Source organism: Halovenus halobia (genome assembly GCF_051414135.1).
GTDB classification, from domain to species: domain Archaea; phylum Halobacteriota; class Halobacteria; order Halobacteriales; family Haloarculaceae; genus Halovenus; species Halovenus halobia.
In genome coordinates this window covers 1-19,287 of record NZ_JBLKOA010000011.1, presented here as the reverse complement: position 1 = coordinate 19,287, position 19,287 = coordinate 1, and the positions used below count along the sequence as shown (strand labels likewise).

Annotated in this window: 19 protein-coding genes and 2 pseudogenes; 10 read left to right on the top strand and 11 right to left on the bottom strand. The window is 54.9% G+C overall.

Annotated elements, in window-relative coordinates; translation table 11 throughout:
* The first annotated feature begins 19 nt into the window (after positions 1–19).
* The 3 genes from ACMGFM_RS16435 to asnB are packed head-to-tail and all read left to right on the top strand — an operon-like array spanning position 20 to position 4,673.
* Positions 20–1,345, top strand: a complete 1,326-nt coding sequence (locus ACMGFM_RS16435) for a sulfatase family protein (protein ID WP_436903768.1) — start codon at positions 20–22, stop codon at positions 1,343–1,345.
* The gene (locus ACMGFM_RS16430) at positions 1,342–2,784 is read left to right on the top strand and encodes a sulfatase (protein WP_436903767.1); all 1,443 of its coding nucleotides are present in this window, start codon (positions 1,342–1,344) and stop codon (positions 2,782–2,784) included. Before ACMGFM_RS16435 ends, ACMGFM_RS16430 begins: the two co-directional genes overlap by 4 nt.
* Positions 2,784–4,673, top strand: a complete 1,890-nt coding sequence (gene asnB, locus ACMGFM_RS16425) for an asparagine synthase (glutamine-hydrolyzing) (protein WP_436903765.1) — start codon at positions 2,784–2,786, stop codon at positions 4,671–4,673. Before ACMGFM_RS16430 ends, asnB begins: the two co-directional genes overlap by 1 nt.
* Here the strand turns inward: asnB and ACMGFM_RS16420 are convergent.
* The gene (locus tag ACMGFM_RS16420) at positions 4,666–5,751 is read right to left on the bottom strand and encodes a glycosyltransferase family 4 protein (protein WP_436903764.1); all 1,086 of its coding nucleotides are present in this window, start codon (positions 5,749–5,751) and stop codon (positions 4,666–4,668) included. The two genes, asnB and ACMGFM_RS16420, sit on opposite strands and share 8 nt — an antisense overlap.
* Positions 5,752–5,882: 131 nt before the next feature.
* Positions 5,883–6,083, bottom strand: a complete 201-nt coding sequence (locus tag ACMGFM_RS16415; protein ID WP_436903763.1) for a hypothetical protein — start codon at positions 6,081–6,083, stop codon at positions 5,883–5,885.
* Positions 6,084–6,201: 118 nt separating this feature from the next.
* On the opposite strand from ACMGFM_RS16415, the gene ACMGFM_RS16410 reads away from it, so the two are divergent.
* Both ACMGFM_RS16410 and ACMGFM_RS16405 read left to right on the top strand, forming a co-directional pair.
* Positions 6,202–7,482 carry an RNA-guided endonuclease TnpB family protein gene (locus tag ACMGFM_RS16410; protein WP_436903762.1) on the top strand — a complete coding sequence of 427 codons (1,281 nt, stop codon included), beginning with the start codon at positions 6,202–6,204 and terminating at the stop codon, positions 7,480–7,482.
* A 300-nt stretch (positions 7,483–7,782) separates the two neighbouring features.
* Entirely contained in the window at positions 7,783–8,682 is a 900-nt protein-coding gene (locus ACMGFM_RS16405; protein WP_436903761.1) for an NAD-dependent epimerase/dehydratase family protein, read from the top strand.
* Here ACMGFM_RS16405 and ACMGFM_RS16400 read toward each other — a convergent pair.
* The 3 genes from ACMGFM_RS16400 to ACMGFM_RS16390 form a co-directional block, all read right to left on the bottom strand.
* A complete protein-coding gene (locus tag ACMGFM_RS16400; RefSeq protein ID WP_436903760.1) occupies positions 8,673–10,238 on the bottom strand; it encodes a sugar transferase in 1,566 nt (521 codons plus the stop codon). The genes ACMGFM_RS16405 and ACMGFM_RS16400 overlap by 10 nt on opposite strands.
* A 174-nt stretch (positions 10,239–10,412) precedes the next feature.
* The gene (locus ACMGFM_RS16395) at positions 10,413–10,856 is read right to left on the bottom strand and encodes a toxin-antitoxin system TumE family protein (RefSeq protein WP_436903759.1); all 444 of its coding nucleotides are present in this window, start codon (positions 10,854–10,856) and stop codon (positions 10,413–10,415) included.
* Positions 10,853–11,188, bottom strand: a complete 336-nt coding sequence (locus tag ACMGFM_RS16390) for a hypothetical protein (protein WP_436903757.1) — start codon at positions 11,186–11,188, stop codon at positions 10,853–10,855. Before ACMGFM_RS16390 ends, ACMGFM_RS16395 begins: the two co-directional genes overlap by 4 nt.
* A gap of 76 nt (positions 11,189–11,264) precedes the next feature.
* On the opposite strand from ACMGFM_RS16390, the gene ACMGFM_RS16385 reads away from it, so the two are divergent.
* Positions 11,265–12,485 carry an RNA-guided endonuclease InsQ/TnpB family protein gene (locus ACMGFM_RS16385; RefSeq protein WP_436903756.1) on the top strand — a complete coding sequence of 407 codons (1,221 nt, stop codon included), beginning with the start codon at positions 11,265–11,267 and terminating at the stop codon, positions 12,483–12,485.
* Here the strand turns inward: ACMGFM_RS16385 and ACMGFM_RS16380 are convergent.
* The 5 genes and pseudogenes from ACMGFM_RS16380 to ACMGFM_RS16360 form a co-directional block, all read right to left on the bottom strand.
* Positions 12,472–12,786 (bottom strand): DUF7342 family protein, encoded by a 315-nt coding sequence (locus ACMGFM_RS16380; RefSeq protein ID WP_436903755.1) that lies wholly within the window; start codon positions 12,784–12,786, stop codon positions 12,472–12,474. The genes ACMGFM_RS16385 and ACMGFM_RS16380 overlap by 14 nt on opposite strands.
* A gap of 197 nt (positions 12,787–12,983) precedes the next feature.
* A complete protein-coding gene (locus ACMGFM_RS16375; RefSeq protein WP_436903781.1) occupies positions 12,984–13,337 on the bottom strand; it encodes a hypothetical protein in 354 nt (117 codons plus the stop codon).
* Entirely contained in the window at positions 13,315–13,674 is a 360-nt protein-coding gene (locus ACMGFM_RS16370; protein WP_436903754.1) for a MarR family transcriptional regulator, read from the bottom strand. The genes ACMGFM_RS16375 and ACMGFM_RS16370 overlap by 23 nt, the downstream gene beginning before the upstream one ends.
* A gap of 820 nt (positions 13,675–14,494) precedes the next feature.
* Positions 14,495–14,911: an HVO_A0114 family putative DNA-binding protein gene (locus tag ACMGFM_RS16365; protein WP_436903752.1), complete on the bottom strand. Its 417-nt coding sequence runs from the start codon at positions 14,909–14,911 to the stop codon at positions 14,495–14,497.
* 39 nt (positions 14,912–14,950) lie between these two features.
* Positions 14,951–15,252: pseudogene (locus tag ACMGFM_RS16360) on the bottom strand (toxin-antitoxin system TumE family protein).
* 594 nt (positions 15,253–15,846) lie between these two features.
* Between ACMGFM_RS16360 and ACMGFM_RS16355 the strand changes: the two are divergent.
* Positions 15,847–16,401 (top strand): AAA family ATPase, encoded by a 555-nt coding sequence (locus ACMGFM_RS16355; RefSeq protein ID WP_436903751.1) that lies wholly within the window; start codon positions 15,847–15,849, stop codon positions 16,399–16,401.
* Positions 16,402–16,548: 147 nt separating this feature from the next.
* Here the strand turns inward: ACMGFM_RS16355 and ACMGFM_RS16350 are convergent, their stop codons facing one another.
* Positions 16,549–17,805, bottom strand: coding sequence for an RNA-guided endonuclease InsQ/TnpB family protein (locus ACMGFM_RS16350; RefSeq protein WP_436903749.1), 1,257 nt, complete (start codon positions 17,803–17,805; stop codon positions 16,549–16,551).
* Between the two features lie 137 nt (positions 17,806–17,942).
* Between ACMGFM_RS16350 and ACMGFM_RS16345 the strand changes: the two genes are divergently transcribed.
* The 3 genes and pseudogenes from ACMGFM_RS16345 to ACMGFM_RS16335 all read left to right on the top strand — a co-directional run.
* The gene (locus ACMGFM_RS16345; protein WP_436903748.1) at positions 17,943–18,572 is read left to right on the top strand and encodes a DUF234 domain-containing protein; all 630 of its coding nucleotides are present in this window, start codon (positions 17,943–17,945) and stop codon (positions 18,570–18,572) included.
* Between the two features lie 206 nt (positions 18,573–18,778).
* Entirely contained in the window at positions 18,779–19,057 is a 279-nt protein-coding gene (locus ACMGFM_RS16340) for a DUF433 domain-containing protein (RefSeq protein WP_436903747.1), read from the top strand.
* Positions 19,054–19,287: pseudogene (locus tag ACMGFM_RS16335) on the top strand (hypothetical protein); the annotation flags it as partial. The gene ACMGFM_RS16340 and the pseudogene ACMGFM_RS16335, both read left to right, overlap by 4 nt.

The following is a 19,287-nucleotide window of genomic DNA, read 5'->3' as shown; positions in this document are numbered from 1 at the left end:
TATCTAGAGTACTATAAAAATGACTAACGTGCTCTTCCTTGTTGTTGATTCACTCCGGTACGATACCATCCATGATCCAAAAATCAGCACCCCGAATATCGATAAACTTGCTGAGGAAGGTATCAGTTTTTCACAGTGTTTTGCGCAAGGGGTGAGCACTGCTCCGTCAATGACTGCAATGTTAACTGGCCGATATCCACTTGACTACGGCGGACACTGGTATCTTGAACAGGGACAACCGACAATGGCTGAGCAATTTCAAGCTAATGGGTACTCCACTGCAGCCATTCACTCGAATCCGAACGTCTCACGACTACGTAACTTTCATCATGGGTTCGATACATTCGAGGAAAATATCCTTCCGCTTGACCCGGATGGTCTCGTAAACAATGTCCCCGACGAACTGCTCCGGTATGCAAATAAGTTTGCACGCATTCTCCAACGTACTCCATACCTCCCCATTGAGAAAGTAAATGACAATCTCGTCGAATGGATTGACACCACTGAAGAACCGTGGTTCCTCTGGACCCAGTATATGGATGTCCACGGTCCATATCTCCCTGGTGATGAGTTTACCTACGCGAACAAGTTCCGGGCTGAGCGTCTCTGGCGCAAAGCTGCTGTCAACGCTCCCGAGGACATCACTTCTGAAGAGCATGACGAACTCTGGACGAATTACGGTAAGGAAGTGGAATACCTCGATAAAGAAATTGGGACTTTCTTTGACGATTTGTCGGTGAAGGGAATTCTTGAAGACACAATCGTGATCCTTGTCGGTGATCATGGTGACGAGTTCAATGAGCACGGGAAGTATGGACATGGGAACCTACCGTACGACGAGCTCATCCATGTGCCATTGATCGTTCGCTTCCCTGAATCAGCCGAGATCCCGCAACCGACTAACAACGAAGAGATTGTACGGGCAGTAGATATATTACCAACGATCTTAGATTTTGTTGATGCTGATCTTTCTGATGAGATGGACAACCGAATGGAAGGCGAATCTCTTATGCCTGTATTGCACGGCCAAGAGCCGGGCTATGATGTTGTCGTCACAGAAAAAGAAATGCGCGGCGAGGATTATCTTCGGTTTGGATTTCGTACAACCGAGTGGAAGTATCTCTACGATGGAAAATACGAAGAAGGGTATCTATATGACTTACAGAACGATCCGGAGGAATCCACAGACGTCGCCAATGAACATCCAGACGTTGTCGACAGGTTTGAAACGGTGTTAAGAGATCGACTCAGTAGTATTGAACGAACCTCAGAGGGCATCACGATTCCGGATATTGAGCAAGGAAAAGGGGTAGAAGAGCGTCTTGAGGCTCTCGGGTATAAATGAATTCACCTAATATCGTTCTCATCGTGATGGATACTGCCCGTGCAGATACGGTAAACCTGCTCAATGAGCAGACTCCAATGCCCGAATTAGCGAAGCTCACGCACGACGGTGTGACCTTTCCAATGGCCCACGCGAATGCACCGTGGACGCTCCCGTCACATGGAACCATCTTTTCGGGCCAATACCCTTCGGTACACCAGTCACACGCTGCTCGAAAATTGTTCGACCACGAACCAACGCTCGCCCAACTTCTACGCCAGAACGGATACGGGACAGCTGCCGTCTCGAACAATACTTGGATTAGTGGTGAGTTTGGTTTTGATCGAGGATTCGATGATTTTTATGAGACTTGGCAGCTGTTCCAGGATGGCGTTGATTTCGGCGATATCGCACAAACTGAGTCAGGAAAACTCAATCAAATCCAGAGTATTGCACAAAAATTCACAGGGAATCCAATCAAAAATCTCGCAAACCTTATCTATGGGAAATTTTTCCGAAAAAGGGATGACGATGGAGCAAGGCGCACCAACAACATTATCTCCAACCACATAGAGGAGTGGCTATCTGATGGACCACTGTTCCTGTTCGTTAATTATCTCGAACCTCACCTCAAATACCACCCACCAGACCGTCTCAGCAAGCAGTATCTTCCAGATGGAACCACTATAGCAGAGGCAAAGCGCGTGAACCAAGACGCTTGGAAGTACATCACCGGTGAGGTGGAAATGACCCAACGCGATTTTACAATTCTTCGTGGCCTGTATCGCGCTGAGTTAGCGTATTTAGACGAGCGTATCGCCGAACTCCAGAGTCTATTCGAGAAGCAAGGCGTAGCAGACGAGACCGTATTTATCATCACAGGAGATCACGGCGAAAACATCGGCGAACATGGACTAATGGATCATCAGTATAGTCTCCATGAAACTCTTTTGAATATCCCGCTCTTGATTTCTGGTCCAAATATTCCTAAAGGCGAGGTCGTGGAGAAACCAGTTGGATTGGTGGATATTGCGCCGACTATACTCGAGATTGGGGACGTTCCGGTACCGGAGGACATACCAGGGCACTCGCTCGTGTCAGCTGAAAATATTCCCGACGACAGGTCACTGTTTGCCGAGTACCTCGCGCCACAACCGGATATCGAAACCCTGCAAAGTCGGTACGACTGTAAGAATGATGTTCGTACGTACAATCGGCGACTTCGGTCGGTCATACAAAATGAGTGGAAGTATATTCATGGTTCGGACGGATCGGAGTGGCTGTTCAATCTCGAAGACGGAGAATCGGAAAACCGCGTAGACCAAGACTCTACAAAAGGTGACCATCTGGCCGCAGTTCTCGACTCTTGGGTTGATGAATTACCTGAGACAAATCGCCAAATGGCCTCAATGTCACAGTCAACTGAGCAACGACTCGAAGATCTCGGCTACCTTCAATAATGTGCGGGATTACAGGTGTTTACTCTGAAAGAGCATCTCCGAACCGTCGCACGTTGCACGCGATGAACGCGTGCCTTGCCCACCGCGGCCCGGATGAAGATGGAATATACATTGACGGCCCTGTCGGACTCGCCCACAAACGCCTGAGCATCGTTGGCCTTGATACCGGCCGCCAGCCGATTTTCAACGAAGACGACACTGTCTGCGTGATCTTCAACGGCGAAATCTACAATTACCCGCAGCTACGCGACCAACTCGCCGCCTCGGGGCATACTTTCAATACCGATACCGACACCGAAGTTCTCGTCCACCTCTACGAAGAGTACGGCCCAACCTTCGTCAGCCGCCTCGAAGGCATGTTCGCGTTCGCACTCTGGGATTCTAACGCCGAAAAACTCCTCCTCGCCAGAGACCCGATGGGAATCAAACCACTCGTCCTTGCCGACGATGGTAACTCAATCGCGTTCGCCTCAGAACTCCCCGCAATTCTCGAAGCCGATGTCGACCACGGCGGGCTTGACGAGACAGCACTCAGTCAGTACTTCAGCTTGGGCCATATTCCTGCGCCCCGCACCGCCTTCGAGAACGTCCGCAAACTCGAACCAGGAGAGCGAATTACAATCTCTGAGGGTGACATCGAACGCACTCAGTTCTATACACCGACCGTCGAAACCAGAGATGTCGACTTCCAGACGGCTGTCGACGGGCTCAGGACTCGCGTCGAAGCCGCCGTTGAGAAGCGACTTATGAGTGACGTTCCCCTCGGAGCCTTTCTCAGCGGCGGTATCGACTCGAGCATCGTCGTCGGGACGATGGCGAATCAGATGGACGATCCAGTGAAAACGTTCACTGTTGGGTTCGACGAAGCGCTGTTCGACGAATCGTGGGCGGCACAGGAAGTCGCAGACTACCACGATACAGACCACACGGAGTTCACAGTTAGCCCCGACGATGTCCGAAATGCCATTCCAGCTGTTCTCGACCGGCTTGGTGAACCCTTTGCCGACCAGTCACTTGTGCCGACCTACATTGTCTCCCGCGAGACGAGCCGTGATGTCAAGGTCGCACTCTCGGGTGACGGTGCTGACGAACTGTTCGCCGGCTATAGCCGCTACCGCGGCGAGTACTACTCAAAGTACTACCGACAGATTCCTTCTGCCGTTCGCAACTCTGTCATCGAACCCGCTGTCGACCGACTTGATGTCTCACGTGAAGACGCACGGGGCGAACGAATTCGGAAACTCAAGAAGTTCCTTCGCGGGGGCGAACCACGACTCTCACATCGCCATTTCGAGTGGAGTCGCATCGCCGACGACGAAACACTCTCTGGTGCCACTCGCTTGACCGCTGCCAGTGACGGCCACACCTCGGTGAAAGAAGCACACGACGACGTCACAGCGTTTCTCCCCGCGAACCGCCAAGATGACCTCTCTCGAATCCAATCGGTCGACACCAGATTTGGCCTTCCCAACCAGATTCTCCACAAGACAGACCAAGCCAGTATGTACAACTCCTTGGAGGTTCGCGTTCCGTTTCTCGATACCGACGTTGCTGAGTACGCTCTCTCGCTGCCGACAAAGTACAAGATCACACCACGAGAACAAAAGCGCGTGTTAAAGAAGGCGTTCGAGGATGTGCTTCCGACTGCGATTCTCGAACGCGGCAAGCAGGGGTTCGATATGCCAATCGGCGAGTGGTTCAGACACGAACTCGAAGAAGAATTCCGTGATACAGTCGAGGCACTCGACTCTGACCTTGTTGACACGGCAGCAGTGCTCCGGCACCACGACGCACACAAGCGCGGCACGGCCGAGCACTCGAAACACCTCTGGTCTGTCTACGTCTTCGCACGCTGGCACAACCGAATGCGCAATCAGGGGATTATCTGATTGATTCCAGCATTTTCGTCGTCTCGGCCACTGTATCTCCCCACTGGAACTGTGCTGTCACCGACTCCTTCCCCGCAGTGCCGAGTTCATCGCGTCGTTCGTACACCCGAGTGAGTGCCTCGACATAACCCTCAATGTCACCGATGTTGACTGTCTCCCCGCCTTTCGCAACGATTGGAGCTGTGTGCTCCAATTCACTTGATACGACCGGCATACCGGCGGCAAACGCCTCAAGTACTGTCCGTGGGAGACCCTCGGCTCGACTCGGCAGCATAAGTACGTCTCCTGCACGATAGACGGCGGGCATCTCCTCATACGGAACACGACCAAGAAACTCCACTTCACTTCCTGCTTTCATTTCTAACTCATCCCGCATCGGCCCATCTCCGACCATGTACAGTTTTACATCCATCTCGCAACTGAGATTCCAAATAGCCTCGACAGCATCCTGTGGTCGCTTCCCGTCCACTAACCGACCGACAAACAGCACTACCGGTCCATCGTGATTAATCAACTTACTCTCCGGTCCTGCCGGCGTGAAGCGCTCCGTGTCGACTCCATTCGGGACAACCTCAATCCGCGAGTCGACGCTGAAATCCCTCACTCGGGTCCGATCCTCCTCGGTGTAACAGAACACCACATCAGCTTGATTGAACGTCCACCGCCCCACCGTCTGTAGATAGATGTCGAACACCCACTCCGGCGCAGTCTGGGAATATAGACCGTGATTCGTAATCGCCAACGGAACGTCCCCCAATCGGCGCTTCAGTGCCGCCAGATTTGTCGAGAAGTACAGGTGCGAGTGCGCGTGCATCACGTCGAAGTCGTCGGCCTGAGCGAGATATTGAGCGACCCCCGAACTGATGTCGTTACCAAGAAGATTCACGGTTGGATCAAACCGCACGACAGTGTATCCCTCACGTTCTTCAATGTGTGGGAGATCTGAATCTTGCCGGATCGTCAGGACAGTAACCTCATGCCCCATCTCGGCTTGATCTCGACTCATTGCATGCACATGATACGCACCGCCGCCCTTCACATCTGGATAGACTTTCTGGGCAACACGGAGAATCCGCATTCTACATTGTTCTTCTCAAGAAGGCCCAAGAGTATGCCGATTTCAAGCCTATCGATCACATATTCCAGTTCTTAGATCTGTTCTCCGTGAATGTGAGCAGCCTTTCTGGCTCCAAAACAAATGGACTATACTTAACGCTCGTCACACACCACTTCTTCGAGTGCAGCAAGCAACTCAGGCTGTTCTCGTTCCAGTAACTCCACATCTGCGGAGAGTTCCTCCTCAATACGCCGTTTGATGCGAGACTTTGCTTCGTACATCCGCTGATCACCATGTTCACCTCGCAGATATTCCCGCTCTGTCTCCGTCAGCAGTGCTCGGCCTGTCGCCATACTGCACCCATTCGCCGACCGTCCATATTTGCTTGTTGCAGACTCTTTCCTACTTGTTCTATACAACAACCTTTATACTCGCACGGGTTGTAGCATAGAACAAGCTAGGCGAACAACAATGCCTGAAGTCACGAAAGCACTGGAACTGCAACTCATCGATCCAAACGCACACAAGGAGAGGAAACTCCGAGAAACGACTGCAGTCTACAGAGAAGCACTCCACGCTGCGTTCGAGGCAAACTGCACAACCAAACGAGAAGCAAACGACATCGTTGTCAAGTATGATTTGTCTGGGTACGCCAAAGACTGCCTGAAGAAATACGTGCCACAACTCTGTGGCGGCAGCGACGAGGCACAAGAACTCCACGACGAGCATCCAGTGCGATTCTCCAACCGAGGCGTCAAACTGGATCACAACCCACAGAACCACTACGAGTGGTATGTTCGAGTTCCCCACCACGAGGATTACAGCCTCTGGCTCCCTGCTGGCATCAACCCAGACCAGCGACCACTACTGGAAGCCGTGTTTGCTGGTGATGCAGAGATGGGGCAATCGCTGTTGCTCGAACGCGATGGCAACTGGTTCCTTCAGATAAGCGTCACACAAACAGTTGCACCGCGGTCGGCGTCTGCCACAGAGCGGACGCCGGTTGGGGTGGATATCGGGGCTGCTGCCCTCGCAACGGTGTGTCACCGTAATGAGCGCGGCACCCCGGCCACACCCAACATCTTCAGCGATGAAGGCTCCGAAGTCCGTAATCTCCGCAAGACGTACTTCACAGCGACGCGACGACTCCACCAGCGTGGTAGTGATCGAATAGCTGCTGACTATGCGAAGCGACTCTGGCGACGAATCGACGACATCTTGCACCGGGTGTCTCGACAGGTGGTCCAGTATGCCCAGGCTGTTGAGAACCCAATCCTCGTTCTGGAAGACCTCACATATATTCGTGACAACATGGACTACGGCACGTTCCTGAATCGACGACTCCACGGCTGGGCATTTGCCAAGCTCCATGCACAGATCCAGTACAAAGCGAAGGAGCTGGGTATCCCGATCGAAACTGTTGATCCTCGCAATACATCGAAGAAATGCCACGCCTGTGAGAGTACCGGGACGCGCCCCGACCAAGGAACGTTCCGGTGTACAGCATCGGACTGTTGGGTGTCAACCTACCAAGCGGACCTCAATGCCGCGCTCCGAATCGCAGACAAATACAACCGCCGCGGAGAGAGCCAGGACCGAAACCAGTCGGTACAGAAGGTCGCTGGCGATGACTCGGCGGCGGATGGGGCTTCATTGACCGAGCCACAAGACACCTCAGCTGATTCCGAGACTAGCACCCTCTCGGGCACTGCGGGGTCTCGGGAGATGACGCGTGAGAACAATGCGTCTTGAAACCGCGAAGAGTATCGAGGAACTCGAAATCCAGTGAGTGGATTCCACGGGCCAACCGTGGCGGTGGTCAACTTGCCAGTCTAGTGGCTTTCTGATAAGTAATTAATCTCTTGACTGAGTCAGGACTGAACAGCATAATGAGATATTATGCCTCCAGTTAATTATTTCTCTCACAAAATACGTACTTGTATCGCAAGTGATTATACAAGCAACTGGATTGCTGTCGACCCCGTAGGCAGCCGAACAGAATACGAGAATCAATCCGGGTGTTTATAACTTAGGCAACGGACATACTGAGCGATGCACGCACTCGTTACTGGCGGAGCAGGCTTTATTGGCGGACACCTTGTCGACAGTCTACAGGCGTCGGGTTCTGTCCGGATTCTCGATAACGATCCTGACGCACAAGCACCCGACGACACAATCTACGTCAAAGGCGATATTCGTGATGAGGCAACAGTCACTCAGGCAGTCGCTGACACCGACGTGGTTTTTCATGAAGCGGCACTCGTCAGCGTCGACGCGTCAGTGCGTGACCCGATGCGAAGCCACACGACGAACGCGACGGGAACACTACACGTCTTGGAAGCCGCCAGAGAACACGATACCCGCGTCGTCTTTGCGTCGAGTGCCGCTATCTACGGCCACCCTACAGAAACACCAATCGACGAAAACCATCCGAAAGACCCCACGTCACCATACGGCTTAGACAAACTCACAGCTGACCAGTACATGCGACTGTACGCAGACCTCTACGATCTCGACACTGTGGCACTCCGCTACTTCAACGTCTACGGCCCCAGACAGACCGGTGATTACGCTGGGGTCATCACCGTGTTCATCGAACAAGCACTGAATGACGACGCCATCACTGTCCACGGCGATGGCTCACAGACCCGTGATTTCGTTTTCGTTGAGGATGTCGTCCAGGCGAACCGACTCGCAGCGACGACTGAGAACACCGGGCAAGCGTACAATATCGGGACTGGCGAGTCCATTACCATCCGCGAACTCGCCGAACTGATTCAGGATCTGACGGACTCGAATGCCGATATCATCCATACCGAACCGCGCGATGGAGACATTGAACAGTCACAAGCAGACATCGCTCGCGCCCAGCGCGAACTCGATTATGAGCCGACGGTATCGCTACGCGAAGGTCTGGAGCGAACGATAGACTGGTTCGAAAATCAGTCTTGAGTCTGCGGTTTCTCTGTCTCCGAGTCTGTTTCCGCTGACTCTGCTGACTGCTCGCCTTGCTCTGGCGATGATGCTGTCGGATCGGTCGATGTTGGTGACTTGTTCTGTTCCGCATCTTCTATAGGTTCGCCACCGAGAGCAACCTTTATTGCATCCGTGCCGACCATCCACAACTGCCTGATCACAATCTTCAGATCGAACCAAAAAGACTGCTTGCGGATGTATAGGAGATCGTATCGAAGCTTCTCTTCCGGTTCAGCTCCCGTCGCGTCGTTCACCTGCGCCAACCCGGTCAGCCCAGGCCGAACGAACCACCGTCGCCGCCAGTTCCCGACACCCTCCTGGATATCAGTATCGAGTTGCGGACGCTCGGGCCGCGGTCCAACGACGCTCATATCGCCAATGAGAATCGACCAGAGCTGTGGAATCTCGTCGAGATGGGTTTTCCGAAGGACTCGACCAACTCGTGTCACACGCGGATCGACGCCGCCTTTGTCTTCCTCGCTCAGTTTCGCTCCACTCTCTGATTCCGCATCCGGAACCATACTCCGGAACTTCGACACGGTAAACGTATCACCGAACGCTGCGGTCCGCTCGTGACTGTACAGAATCGGCCCACCATCGTCCACCTTGATCGCCAGACAGATGAGCAAAATCACCGGTGACAGCACAAGCAACGCGGTCCCTGCGAAGGCGATGTCGAAGAGTCGCTTCGCCACGTGCGTCTGCCAGTCCCAGGGTTCGAGGTCCACGGACAAAAGCGACGCACCCGTGTTTTCGACCGTCAACACGTGATCAGCGTGGTCCTGATGCACCAACGCGTTCACACCATGCTCATAACACGTCTCGAGCGTCCCGAAAAACTCCTCGCGGTCGGTCGCCGCAAACGCCAACAACACCGTATCCACGTCGTGCTCGACGATCACCTCGTCCAACCGTGCCAACCCACCCAAACAAGGCAGTTCGTCCAGTCGATCCACAGATGCCCCACCGTCAGTCACGCTCACGCGCTCGGGCTCGATCCCCTCTGGTGCGTACGCCGACGGCGGCGACACGTACCCCAACACGGGCAGCGTTGAGGCGCCCAGCAGCGACTCCATCGCGTCGGGATCATCCCCCACAATTATCGCCCGTGATGTCGATTGCTCGGGGCGGCGAATCACGACCATGTACAGCGGCAACGCGACGAACAGTGCCGCCGTCGTCAACAACAGCGTCGGCCGGGGCAGCCGATAGGAGTAGTCGAAATACCCCAGCGCGGCTAACCCAACCATCGCCAACAACACGCGTTTCTGAGTCACCAACAGCGTGTCGAGAATCCGCCGCGGTCGAGGCTTGAACAGTGGCCACATGCTCGCCAAGACGACCACCAACGCGGTCCCGGCGGCGAGGGTCACGTCACCATTCGCGAGTACTGCCGGGGCTGGCCGGCCGAGATACGGCACCTGCGCGAAGGCTGCGTGCACGGGCCGGAGATTCGTCAACAAAATTGCAATAACGGTGAGGATAGCAGTACCGACAACGCTCGTCAGCCGGTACTGCCAGCCGCGGTCCATTACGGTAAACAATTGTCAGCAATTATATAAAGTCTGCGAAGACGTGGAACCCTGACTCCTCAGCCTCTTTGCTTACAGTTTGCTGTTGTCTTGCTCACAATACCTTGCGTTTTTTATACCAATCGCTGCAGTGTAATCATCGGAGCTGAGGACCGACTCGCACCCCGAGGCGAGTTACGCCGCCGAGTTCCCGTCCCAGAGGTCCCCAAACCGTTGTTCGACCCATGGTAGGACAACATCGCGAAGGACAGCAGTCAGATCCTGCGGGAACTCCCTGTCCTCGGCCGCCGCCGTGCTAGCATCGGGTAATGGGTGGAAATGGTCCCGGTCGTTGTGATCCTGGTTGTGTCGATCCCACCGACACTGGCGGCGCTCGCCCAGATATCGTTCGAGATACGCGATGTGAAACTCCCCGTTGGTGTAGGCCCGGATTTCTAGGTGTACTCCCTCGATTGCGTCCGGATATGCTGCTGTCTCCAGTTCAATTACAAGCGTCTCCTGTTTGTGTCTCGGGAACAGCGACGTCGTGGCGACTTCTGGAAGCCGACTGAGCAACGATTGCAGATGGGCAAGGAGACTCTCGTTGACCGTTCGGGACGCATCCGTGCCCCCCGTCACGCCTGCGAGGGGGATGAGGAGTCGGTTGCGGTTCGCTGTCGTACCGACTCGAGGCGCTCGATGCGCTGTCGGACCGTCTGCCACTCGCTGAGATCTGCCCAGACCGCTTCGAGTTCGTCGTAATCGGCGTGCTCAGTTGCAACAACGGCAGCGGGATCGTCAACACCGTACTGGTCACGGAACTTCCGTTCTCGACTCGTGAGTTCTGCAAGTCGCTCCTGTCGTTGCTCGCTCGTTAGTTCCGCGAGACGATTGCGCTTTCGCCATCTTCTGACAGCGAGGGAATCCCGGCGTTTACGCCGGGCGAGAATCGCGTAAGCGCTACACGACAACCCACCGGCTACACGACTACTGACTCCCCAACGTTGATGCAATATATGAATAACCTTAATACTAATTCAAACTCATATGGCAGCTGTGGAGCTTCGCCGTACTGCCGTCTTGAAACTTGACGTAGACGACGATGCTCACCGCCTTCTCCAAGAGACGATAGACCGCTTCAAACAGGCCGCTCAGATGGTTGCAGACGACGGCTGGAACGGGACAGAAGACGGCTACATCGTCACGTCGAAAACTGAGCTACACGACCGGACATACAGCGAAGTACGCGAAGCGACCAACGAACTCAACGCCGACCTTGTGTGTGCGGCGCGGAATCGCGCCGCCGACGCACTCGATTCCTGTGCCGAGAAACGCAAAGACGGGGAACCCCCCTCGAAACCACAGTTCACATCCGATTCGGTCGTCTACAACCTCAACGCGATTACCTACTACGACGAGTACGCCACGCTTGCCACTGTGGATGGACGTATCAACGCTGAGTACATCCTACCAGACGAAGACGTGCCACCGACAACCTACTTCTCTGCGGAGTGGGAGAAACGCGAGGCGACACTGCATCACCGTGACGGCGACTACTACCTCCACATTACTGTCGTGAAAGAGACGAACACAGAGCCGGAAGATGCCGAGTACGGAACGGTACTCGGCGTAGACTTGAACGTGGACGGACACCTTGCCGTCACGAGTACGGGCGCGTTCATCGGCAACGCCGACTACCTCAACCACAAGCGGCGAGAATACGAGAAACGACGTGGACAGATGCAACAGGTCGGAACGCGGTCGGCCCACCTGACGATGAAATCACTCGGTGGACGATTCGCCAACTGGAGCGAAGACTACCTACATCGCGTCTCGAAGGCACTGGTCAAAGAGGCTCTTGCCCACGACTGTACGCACATCGCGTTCGAGAAGCTGAAACACATCCGCGAACGTATCTCGAACGCGAGCAAGTTTCAGCAGTGGGCGTTCCGTCGCATCCAAGAGTACACTGAATACAAAGCTGCTGAGTACGGGATTGCCGTTGAGAAAATCGCCCCACAGTACACCAGTCAACGGTGCAGTCACGTTGACTGTAGTTTCACGCACGACGACAACAGAGACGGTGACGAGTTTTGCTGTCTGAAGTGCGACCGCGAATATCACGCTGACTACAACGCCGCGAAGAACATCGCCCGGAAGCTACTCCAGAATTGGCACAAGTCTGATTCTGGAGGGGCAACCAGTCACCTTGCCCTCAAGTCGGGGACGTTGAACGTGAACGGCGTCTACACGCCTACCACTGTTTAGTGGTTAGAACGGGAGTCCACCGACAAGCCCCGCCGTTCACGGCGGGCGTAGGTGACTCGAAGTACGCCTCGTTGCGCTGGTACGTCGCCGGCTGATCGCTGGTCCTGTTGAGAACGCCGATTTCAGCGAGCCGTTCACAATGGCGGCGAGCAGTATCGGGAGCGCAGTCCGCCCGGTCGGCAATCTCAGCAATCTGGCCGGGATCATGCAACTGGAGCGCGATCCGGTACACGCGCTCATCAGCCGGTTTGTCTGCGAGTTCGTCTTCGAAACGCTCTGCAATTTCAAACTCCGGTGGCACATTCTCACATTGGCGGTGCTGACTAATATATTTGTCTCGGCATGATATAATTCGCAAATATCGATTCAAGGCCGGGACGATGGCGTTCGGTTATATGTACGATGCGGCTGTGACACTGACTGACGGTTTCTCCCCGCTTCCCATGATACTCCACTCACAAAAACTATCGATGGGATCGGGGTTATTTAATGAAGAGACTATGGCCCGCGAAGGAACTCCGCACACCGGTCAATCATGCGGTCGGTGAACGCTGCCGTGACGTTCCCTTGTGGGCTCGTTATCGCCCGGTGCTTGACCGTCCCGATAACCCAAGGCGAACAATACGACGTTTTGTCGGGATTACGGCCGGTCACCCAGTCATCTCCAATCTCGTGGTTTGCTGGGAGACTACTTGTTGTCAGCGCAGCACAGAGGTACTCTTCGCCTGGAAACGGGAGCGGGTCTGCGCTGAGCACCAGCCACAGTCGCGGATTCGAACCCGTTTTGAACGGGTCGGGCGCCCAGAAAACATCTCCCTTCTGGTACCGATCAGTCACGGTCTTCCCGCGGATCAACCGCGTACGCTTGCCAGTCGTCGTACACTATCGGCTCGTCTTCGTGGCTTGTTGCAACCCCACCTGCATGACCCGTCGCAGCGTCCACACTCTGAACGTGGTCGCTCACACGCCAGTAGTTCCCTTTGTGATCGACGCGCCCAGTGTCACGCAGCCGAACGAGTGTCGGCCCAACGGATCCTTTGGTGACGCCGGTCGCGTCTGCAATCTCACTCTGGGTGAACGCATGATCGGGATTAGCTTGCAGAAACGAGAGGATTTCGTGTGCGTTCGTCTCTGGAGCAGGACTGCTCTCGTCGTCAATCTCTTCGAAGTGGTCGGCGCTGATTGGCACGTGTATCAATATGTATTGAATGTACTAAACGATTTGGTCCTGAGCAACCCGCTGGTCAGCTAGTACCCGTTGTAGACAACGCGAATCGAAAACCCATGGCTCGCGGTTTCTACAATGTATGGGTCAAGCGCCGCACACCACAAGCGACGATTCAATCCGCCGATACGACAATCAAAATCATCCCAACAGCACGTGGCCGGCTAGTAGAGCTTTGATCCATCGACTTTGCGGAGACGAGGCCAAAAAAACAGCTGACAGTCTGGTACAACCATGTCGAAATCGACATCCAGGTGGTGCCCGATACGCCTGATGACTCTGACGAAGCGCTTGCTTGAAGAGATCGAATTCGACTGTCCAGTAGATACTCTCCGAGACACCCCGCAGGATGTGTATAGACACAGCGTTGTAGTGTCCGGCTCAAGAACCTGGTTTTCTAATCGATATCAATGACGGCAGACATATCAAAAAGTTTCATCGGGCACCTGGTCCAGCGTTCAGTTCCCAAGTCGTTCTATCTCCTCGGAGACTTCCTCGTCGGTTTCGCAATTAAGTACCTGTTGGCCCGTGACATCGGCGAGTTCCCCTCCACTATCGAGTTTCTCTTGGATTAACTCACGATCGCCGTAATCATCAAGCGAACGGCCTCCGTCGACGAACTGCGCGAACGGCTAACCGGCACTGTCTGTATCGAGACAATCCACCAGTTGATCTCCTTCCACGGCTGAAAACCGCGCGGTTTTCCTGAAGTCTGATATGCCGTCTGCGGTGGAACGCTCGCCGTTTAGCGCGGGTGAGGATATCACCGATGGCGAGAGCGTTATCAAGCACTAGCCTGAGTGCCGTCGGTATCGAGATCTTCAACGAGGGGATAGTCGATATGCATCTCAATCCGATCAAACGGGACAACTGGTTGCATCGCACCACCTGGGCCGCCGTCCTCGAATGTGAGGACGCCAAGGACCTCTAATTGCTTCAAGTCTGAGTGGACATCGGAGACATCTCGATCGACCAGCCGAGCAGCCTCACGCATACTCTGTGGGCTGTCCTCGGCGATGGCCTGAATTAGTTCAAGCCGGAGTGGGGTGACGCTTTTGACGAAATCTTCGTAACTACCAAACTGCAGTACCTGCATTTCATCGGTTTCGTCAAGGTCGTCAGCCTCGCCGGCTTGGACAAACTGCAGCGTATCCGTGCGGAGCTGTTCTCGGTCGCCGACGGTGATATGGAGCGTGGTCATGATCGGTGTCGAGTGGTGTTGTGGGTGGTTTGGATGCATTCAGTAGGGGCGGGGTGGATCGCCGTCGATGGCTTCCCAGTACTCATCTGCACTCGCCCAGAACTCAAGGAGTCGTTCCTCCATCCCTGGGAAGGCAACGTCGTCGGCGTCACCGGCTGCAGTGTGGAATTCGTGCCCTTTCGTGTCTTCGTGTGCATTGTCATATCGGATGAGTGTGAGGTCTTCGAGAGTACCCAAGTGCAGTGTGTACTTCCAGCCCGAGGAGTCTCGATATTCGTCGTCTTTCGGAGCACAACGTTCTCAACTAGGCCAGCTTCAACATGCGTATACCGAAAGGCAATTCTTGGCCCATTCCGTGTGTGTTGGTCCGATTCTCAACATGATAAGAGCGTTGGATCTTTCCCCAACATTGGCCTCATTGGAGAGCAGTACCAGTCGTGCGATTTGACGAGATTGATATCACTCTCTCGCTCGATTCAGAGGGGACAGCCTGATTCCCAGCTTGTCTGCGTACAAGTGGGGCGATCGGTGCCACCGACCGTATTATACTGTGGCGCTGGGACCGCCACGCGCGGTGAAGGCGTTCAGTAGGCCCCTCCCGTCACAGCGGATACAGCGCGGAAGCCCACCGGCTTTAGCTGTGGGAGGAAGCGCGTAAACTCCGCGAAGCAATCCACAATCTCTGCGTGAGTGGAGCACGTGTCTCTCTGCAGACGCCAACAGGGGTGAATGACGTGTCGTTAACTGGACGAACCAATATCCATATGCATGTGATAATATTATTACATACATAATGATCGACCGCGAAGCTGAACGAGACTGGCTCCGCTCTCATCTTGAGAGCGATGACCAGGAGGTAAGTCGTCTACGGGCGACGCTGAGTCGGCAAGACGACACTCGTCACGCACGTCTTTGATTACAGTGAGATTCCTTCGGTGTACTATCTTTGTGATCAGCGTGGATCGGCGCACAATGCGCGAGCGTTCGCGAACGAATGTGCGCAGGCACTTGATGATGTCCAGCCGGCCGTCGACACCTTTGCGGAGGCGTTTCAGTATCTCACGCGGCGCGTCGATGGGCCGTTTCTCGTCGCGCTGGATGAGTTCTCGTATCTCGTCGATGAAGACGACACAATCCCGTCAGTGTTTCAACGAATTGTTGACGACGTACTTCGAGACACCCAGATATCTCTCGTCTTGTTAGGGTCGTCTATTTCGATGATGGAAGAGGGTGTGTTGAGTTATGAAAGCCCGCTCTACGGTCGCCGGAGCGGGCAGTGGCGACTCGAACCACTGACAATTGGTGATGCGTCAGGATTCTTGCCCGCGTACACACCGGTTGATTTGATTCGGGCGTACAGCGTCGTCGGTGGAGTGCCGGCGTATCTCGACCAGTTCGATCTTGGGGCCGGTGTGTTCGAGAATATCGAAGCACACGTCCTGTCGAAAGGAGCGTTTCTCTACGAGGAACCCGAGTTTCTTCTGCGCTAGGAGTTGCGGGAGCCAGCCACATACATGGCGATTCTCGAAGCAGTCGCCAGCGGTGCAAGTCGCGTCAGTAAACTACCCCTCCCTACTCCCTCGGCGCATACGCGCCTCGGTCCTTGAGGGAGGGGCTTTGATGTGGACTCCCGGCGATCAACTGTCGGCGGTTGGCCGATAGCCGTCGCCATTCAGCATCCCACCAGTTACACGCACGTCTACTGGTGCGTCTGCGCTCCCCGACGTGGGCGAGGAACGCAGTCTGTGTTGTTGCCTCCGCATATACCGCAGTCCGACGTTTTTCGCGCCATTGTAGTCCGCGTTGATTTCGTACCCGCAGTTCAGACACCGGAACTGCTCGCCGTCGCGGTTGTCTTCGTGGGTAAACCCACAGTCGGTGTGAGAACACCGCTGGCTGGTGTGGTCGGGTTCAACCTGCTCAACAGCCAACCCACGTTCTGGCGCTTTGTATTCAACGTACTCGACAAGACGGCGAAATGCCCAGATATGATGCCAGTCAGCGTGGGGCAACCGCTCTCGAATGTCGGTCAAATCCTCAAACACGATCACGTCGCAATCGTGGGCAACCCCCTCCTCAACGATTTCGTTGGCGACTGTGTGGATGTACTGTTTGCGCCATGCTCGCTCTCGCTTTCCAAGTCGAAGCAAGGCGTTATGGGCAGCTTGCGTCCCACGCTGTTGCATCTCTGCTCGGCGCTTCTCGAACTGTTGGATCCAGTGGTCGTACTCGTCACCGCTCCAGAACGTGCCTGTTGACGAAACGGCGAGACTGTTCACGCCGAGGTCGATCCCGAGGACTGTTTGGTGCCCAGTATCGTCCGAATCCTCAACTTCGACAGCCTCGCCTTCGTCGTCTATCTTCCGTGTTTTGACGTGGAAGTAGAACTCGTCGGTTGCTTGGTCGTACTGGAGTGTACTCGTCCGAAACTCGTAGTCGTCCGAAAGCACGTACTCCCCGTATGGTGTTGGACTGTCTGCTGGCAACTCAAACTCACACTCGATGCGCCCGTTCACCGTCGAAAGCGAGATCTTGTTGCGGTAGAACGTCGCACTGCGTTTGTCGTAGACCACACTCCACGAGGTGAACTCTGGTTTGTTCGTCCGGTTGCCCTTCTTCCAGCGGTCAACACCACTCTCAACGGCGTGGACGGCACGCCGGATGGCTTCTTGGACGAGATTCGCCGTCAGGTCTGTTTCGTCACGGAGTCGGTCGTACAACACATCTCTGGCTGTCACGTTGGAAGTGACGCAGTCCTTGTAGCTGGTGTTGTCCCAGCAGTAGTCACTTGCCTCGTTCGCACAGTAGAGGAATTGCTCGGCAGTTTCGTGGAGGTCGTCGCGGTACTCGTCGGGAACAATGAGTTTGACCGGCGCGGTACGTCTGACCTCCATATTTCAGATGTTGTTCCGACGGTACTTATTAATACGGGAGTCAGACAGCGACAGTCCCGTCATTTGTGTCGGGATGTGTCGGCTTCCTCCCCGGCCTACTCGCTTCGCGCTTCTGACTGGTCGGAAGCTCTCGCTCCTTGAGGCCGGGGGCTCCGCCTCGAAACTGCGCGAACGAGATCGACCGAGATGCGAGTTCGCTCTCCCGGTACCTGGGGAATCTCCGACGGCTCGGACTGCTCGAACAGGAGACGCCAGTGACCGATCCTGATGGCCGAAGTATCTACCGGCTCGCCGATCAGTTCCTTCAGTTCTGGTTTCGATACGTCGGGCCGAATCGCTCGCCGCTCGAACAGGGCCACACAGCTCCTGTCCGTGACACGATTGCAGAAACGTTTCCAACGCATGTGAGTTGGGCATTCGAGGAAGTCTGTCGGCAAGCAGTCCGAACCTCGTCGTTCCCAGTCAGTTGTTCCCGCGTTGGCCGGTGGTGGTACAACGGCGACGAGATTGATGTCGTCGGGATCGACGAACAGTCCGAGACCATCCTCCTCGGAGAATGCAAGTGGACAAGCGACCCGGTTGACGAATCACTGCTGTCTGATCTAGAGCAACTCACCTCGGAGGTTCGCTGGCACGGCACTGACCGGACGGTTCGCTACGCATTGTTCTCGAAAAACGGGTTCACACCCGAACTGGACGCGATTGCTGATGCACGAACTGACCTCCACCTATTCACGCCCAGCGACATTTTCGCACTGTTTGACTGATACGCAAAGTTCCGCTGTTCCCGAAGCGGTATCGAGGCCTTTGAAACACGCTTTCCACTGTCGAACTGTCTGTCCCGCCTGTTTGGACTATTGTATTCAGGGGCCACGCGGCGTCCAGCAGATTTCACCTCCAACGTGAACTGACGGCAACACGCTCTCTTCCGCGACAAACGTTTATGAATCAATACGAACTATCTTTAATCAGCATGACTAGTATCGTCCAGACAGACGACGTGCTCGGCGGTGAACCTCGTATTGAGGGGACGCGTATTGGTGTCCTCGATGTGTACGACCTCGCCGTCGAAGGTGGCCACTCTCCCGCAGATGTCGCTGACCAACTTGATCGGTCGCTCGGTGAGATTTATACTGCGCTAGCGTACTATCATGAGCACCCCAAGAAGATGCGTGCTCTCCGTCAAGCACAGACTGACACGAAACGGACGCTCGCCGCCGAGGCGCTCCAACCACCAGAAACGGTACAGTGACGATTTCATTCTTCACTGACGAACACGTCCCGAGTGTGTTTATTACAACGCTTCGCTCCAGCGGATACTTCGTTGTGCGGGCAAACGACGAGTTTGGTGAAGAAACAGACGTTGACATCCTCCTCCGCCTGAAGGCGGAGGAATCCCGACCGCAGTTGGGATATTACGGTTTGCAGTCCACCACCTCGGCCTGCGGTTGGAATCCGCAGGAGAGGTCGTACAGGTGGACT

Coding starts and splice junctions, on each gene's coding strand:
- ACMGFM_RS16350 (WP_436903749.1), bottom strand. CDS start 17,805: ATGGAGGTCAGACGTACCGCGCCGGTCAAACTCATTGTTCCCGACGAG.
- ACMGFM_RS16435 (WP_436903768.1), top strand. CDS start 20: ATGACTAACGTGCTCTTCCTTGTTGTTGATTCACTCCGGTACGATACC.
- ACMGFM_RS16340 (WP_436903747.1), top strand. CDS start 18,779: ATGACTAGTATCGTCCAGACAGACGACGTGCTCGGCGGTGAACCTCGT.
- ACMGFM_RS16405 (WP_436903761.1), top strand. CDS start 7,783: ATGCACGCACTCGTTACTGGCGGAGCAGGCTTTATTGGCGGACACCTT.
- ACMGFM_RS16365 (WP_436903752.1), bottom strand. CDS start 14,911: ATGACCACGCTCCATATCACCGTCGGCGACCGAGAACAGCTCCGCACG.
- ACMGFM_RS16430 (WP_436903767.1), top strand. CDS start 1,342: ATGAATTCACCTAATATCGTTCTCATCGTGATGGATACTGCCCGTGCA.
- asnB (WP_436903765.1), top strand. CDS start 2,784: ATGTGCGGGATTACAGGTGTTTACTCTGAAAGAGCATCTCCGAACCGT.
- ACMGFM_RS16400 (WP_436903760.1), bottom strand. CDS start 10,238: ATGGACCGCGGCTGGCAGTACCGGCTGACGAGCGTTGTCGGTACTGCT.
- ACMGFM_RS16420 (WP_436903764.1), bottom strand. CDS start 5,751: ATGCGGATTCTCCGTGTTGCCCAGAAAGTCTATCCAGATGTGAAGGGC.
- ACMGFM_RS16415 (WP_436903763.1), bottom strand. CDS start 6,083: ATGGCGACAGGCCGAGCACTGCTGACGGAGACAGAGCGGGAATATCTG.
- ACMGFM_RS16385 (WP_436903756.1), top strand. CDS start 11,265: ATGGCAGCTGTGGAGCTTCGCCGTACTGCCGTCTTGAAACTTGACGTA.
- ACMGFM_RS16410 (WP_436903762.1), top strand. CDS start 6,202: ATGCCTGAAGTCACGAAAGCACTGGAACTGCAACTCATCGATCCAAAC.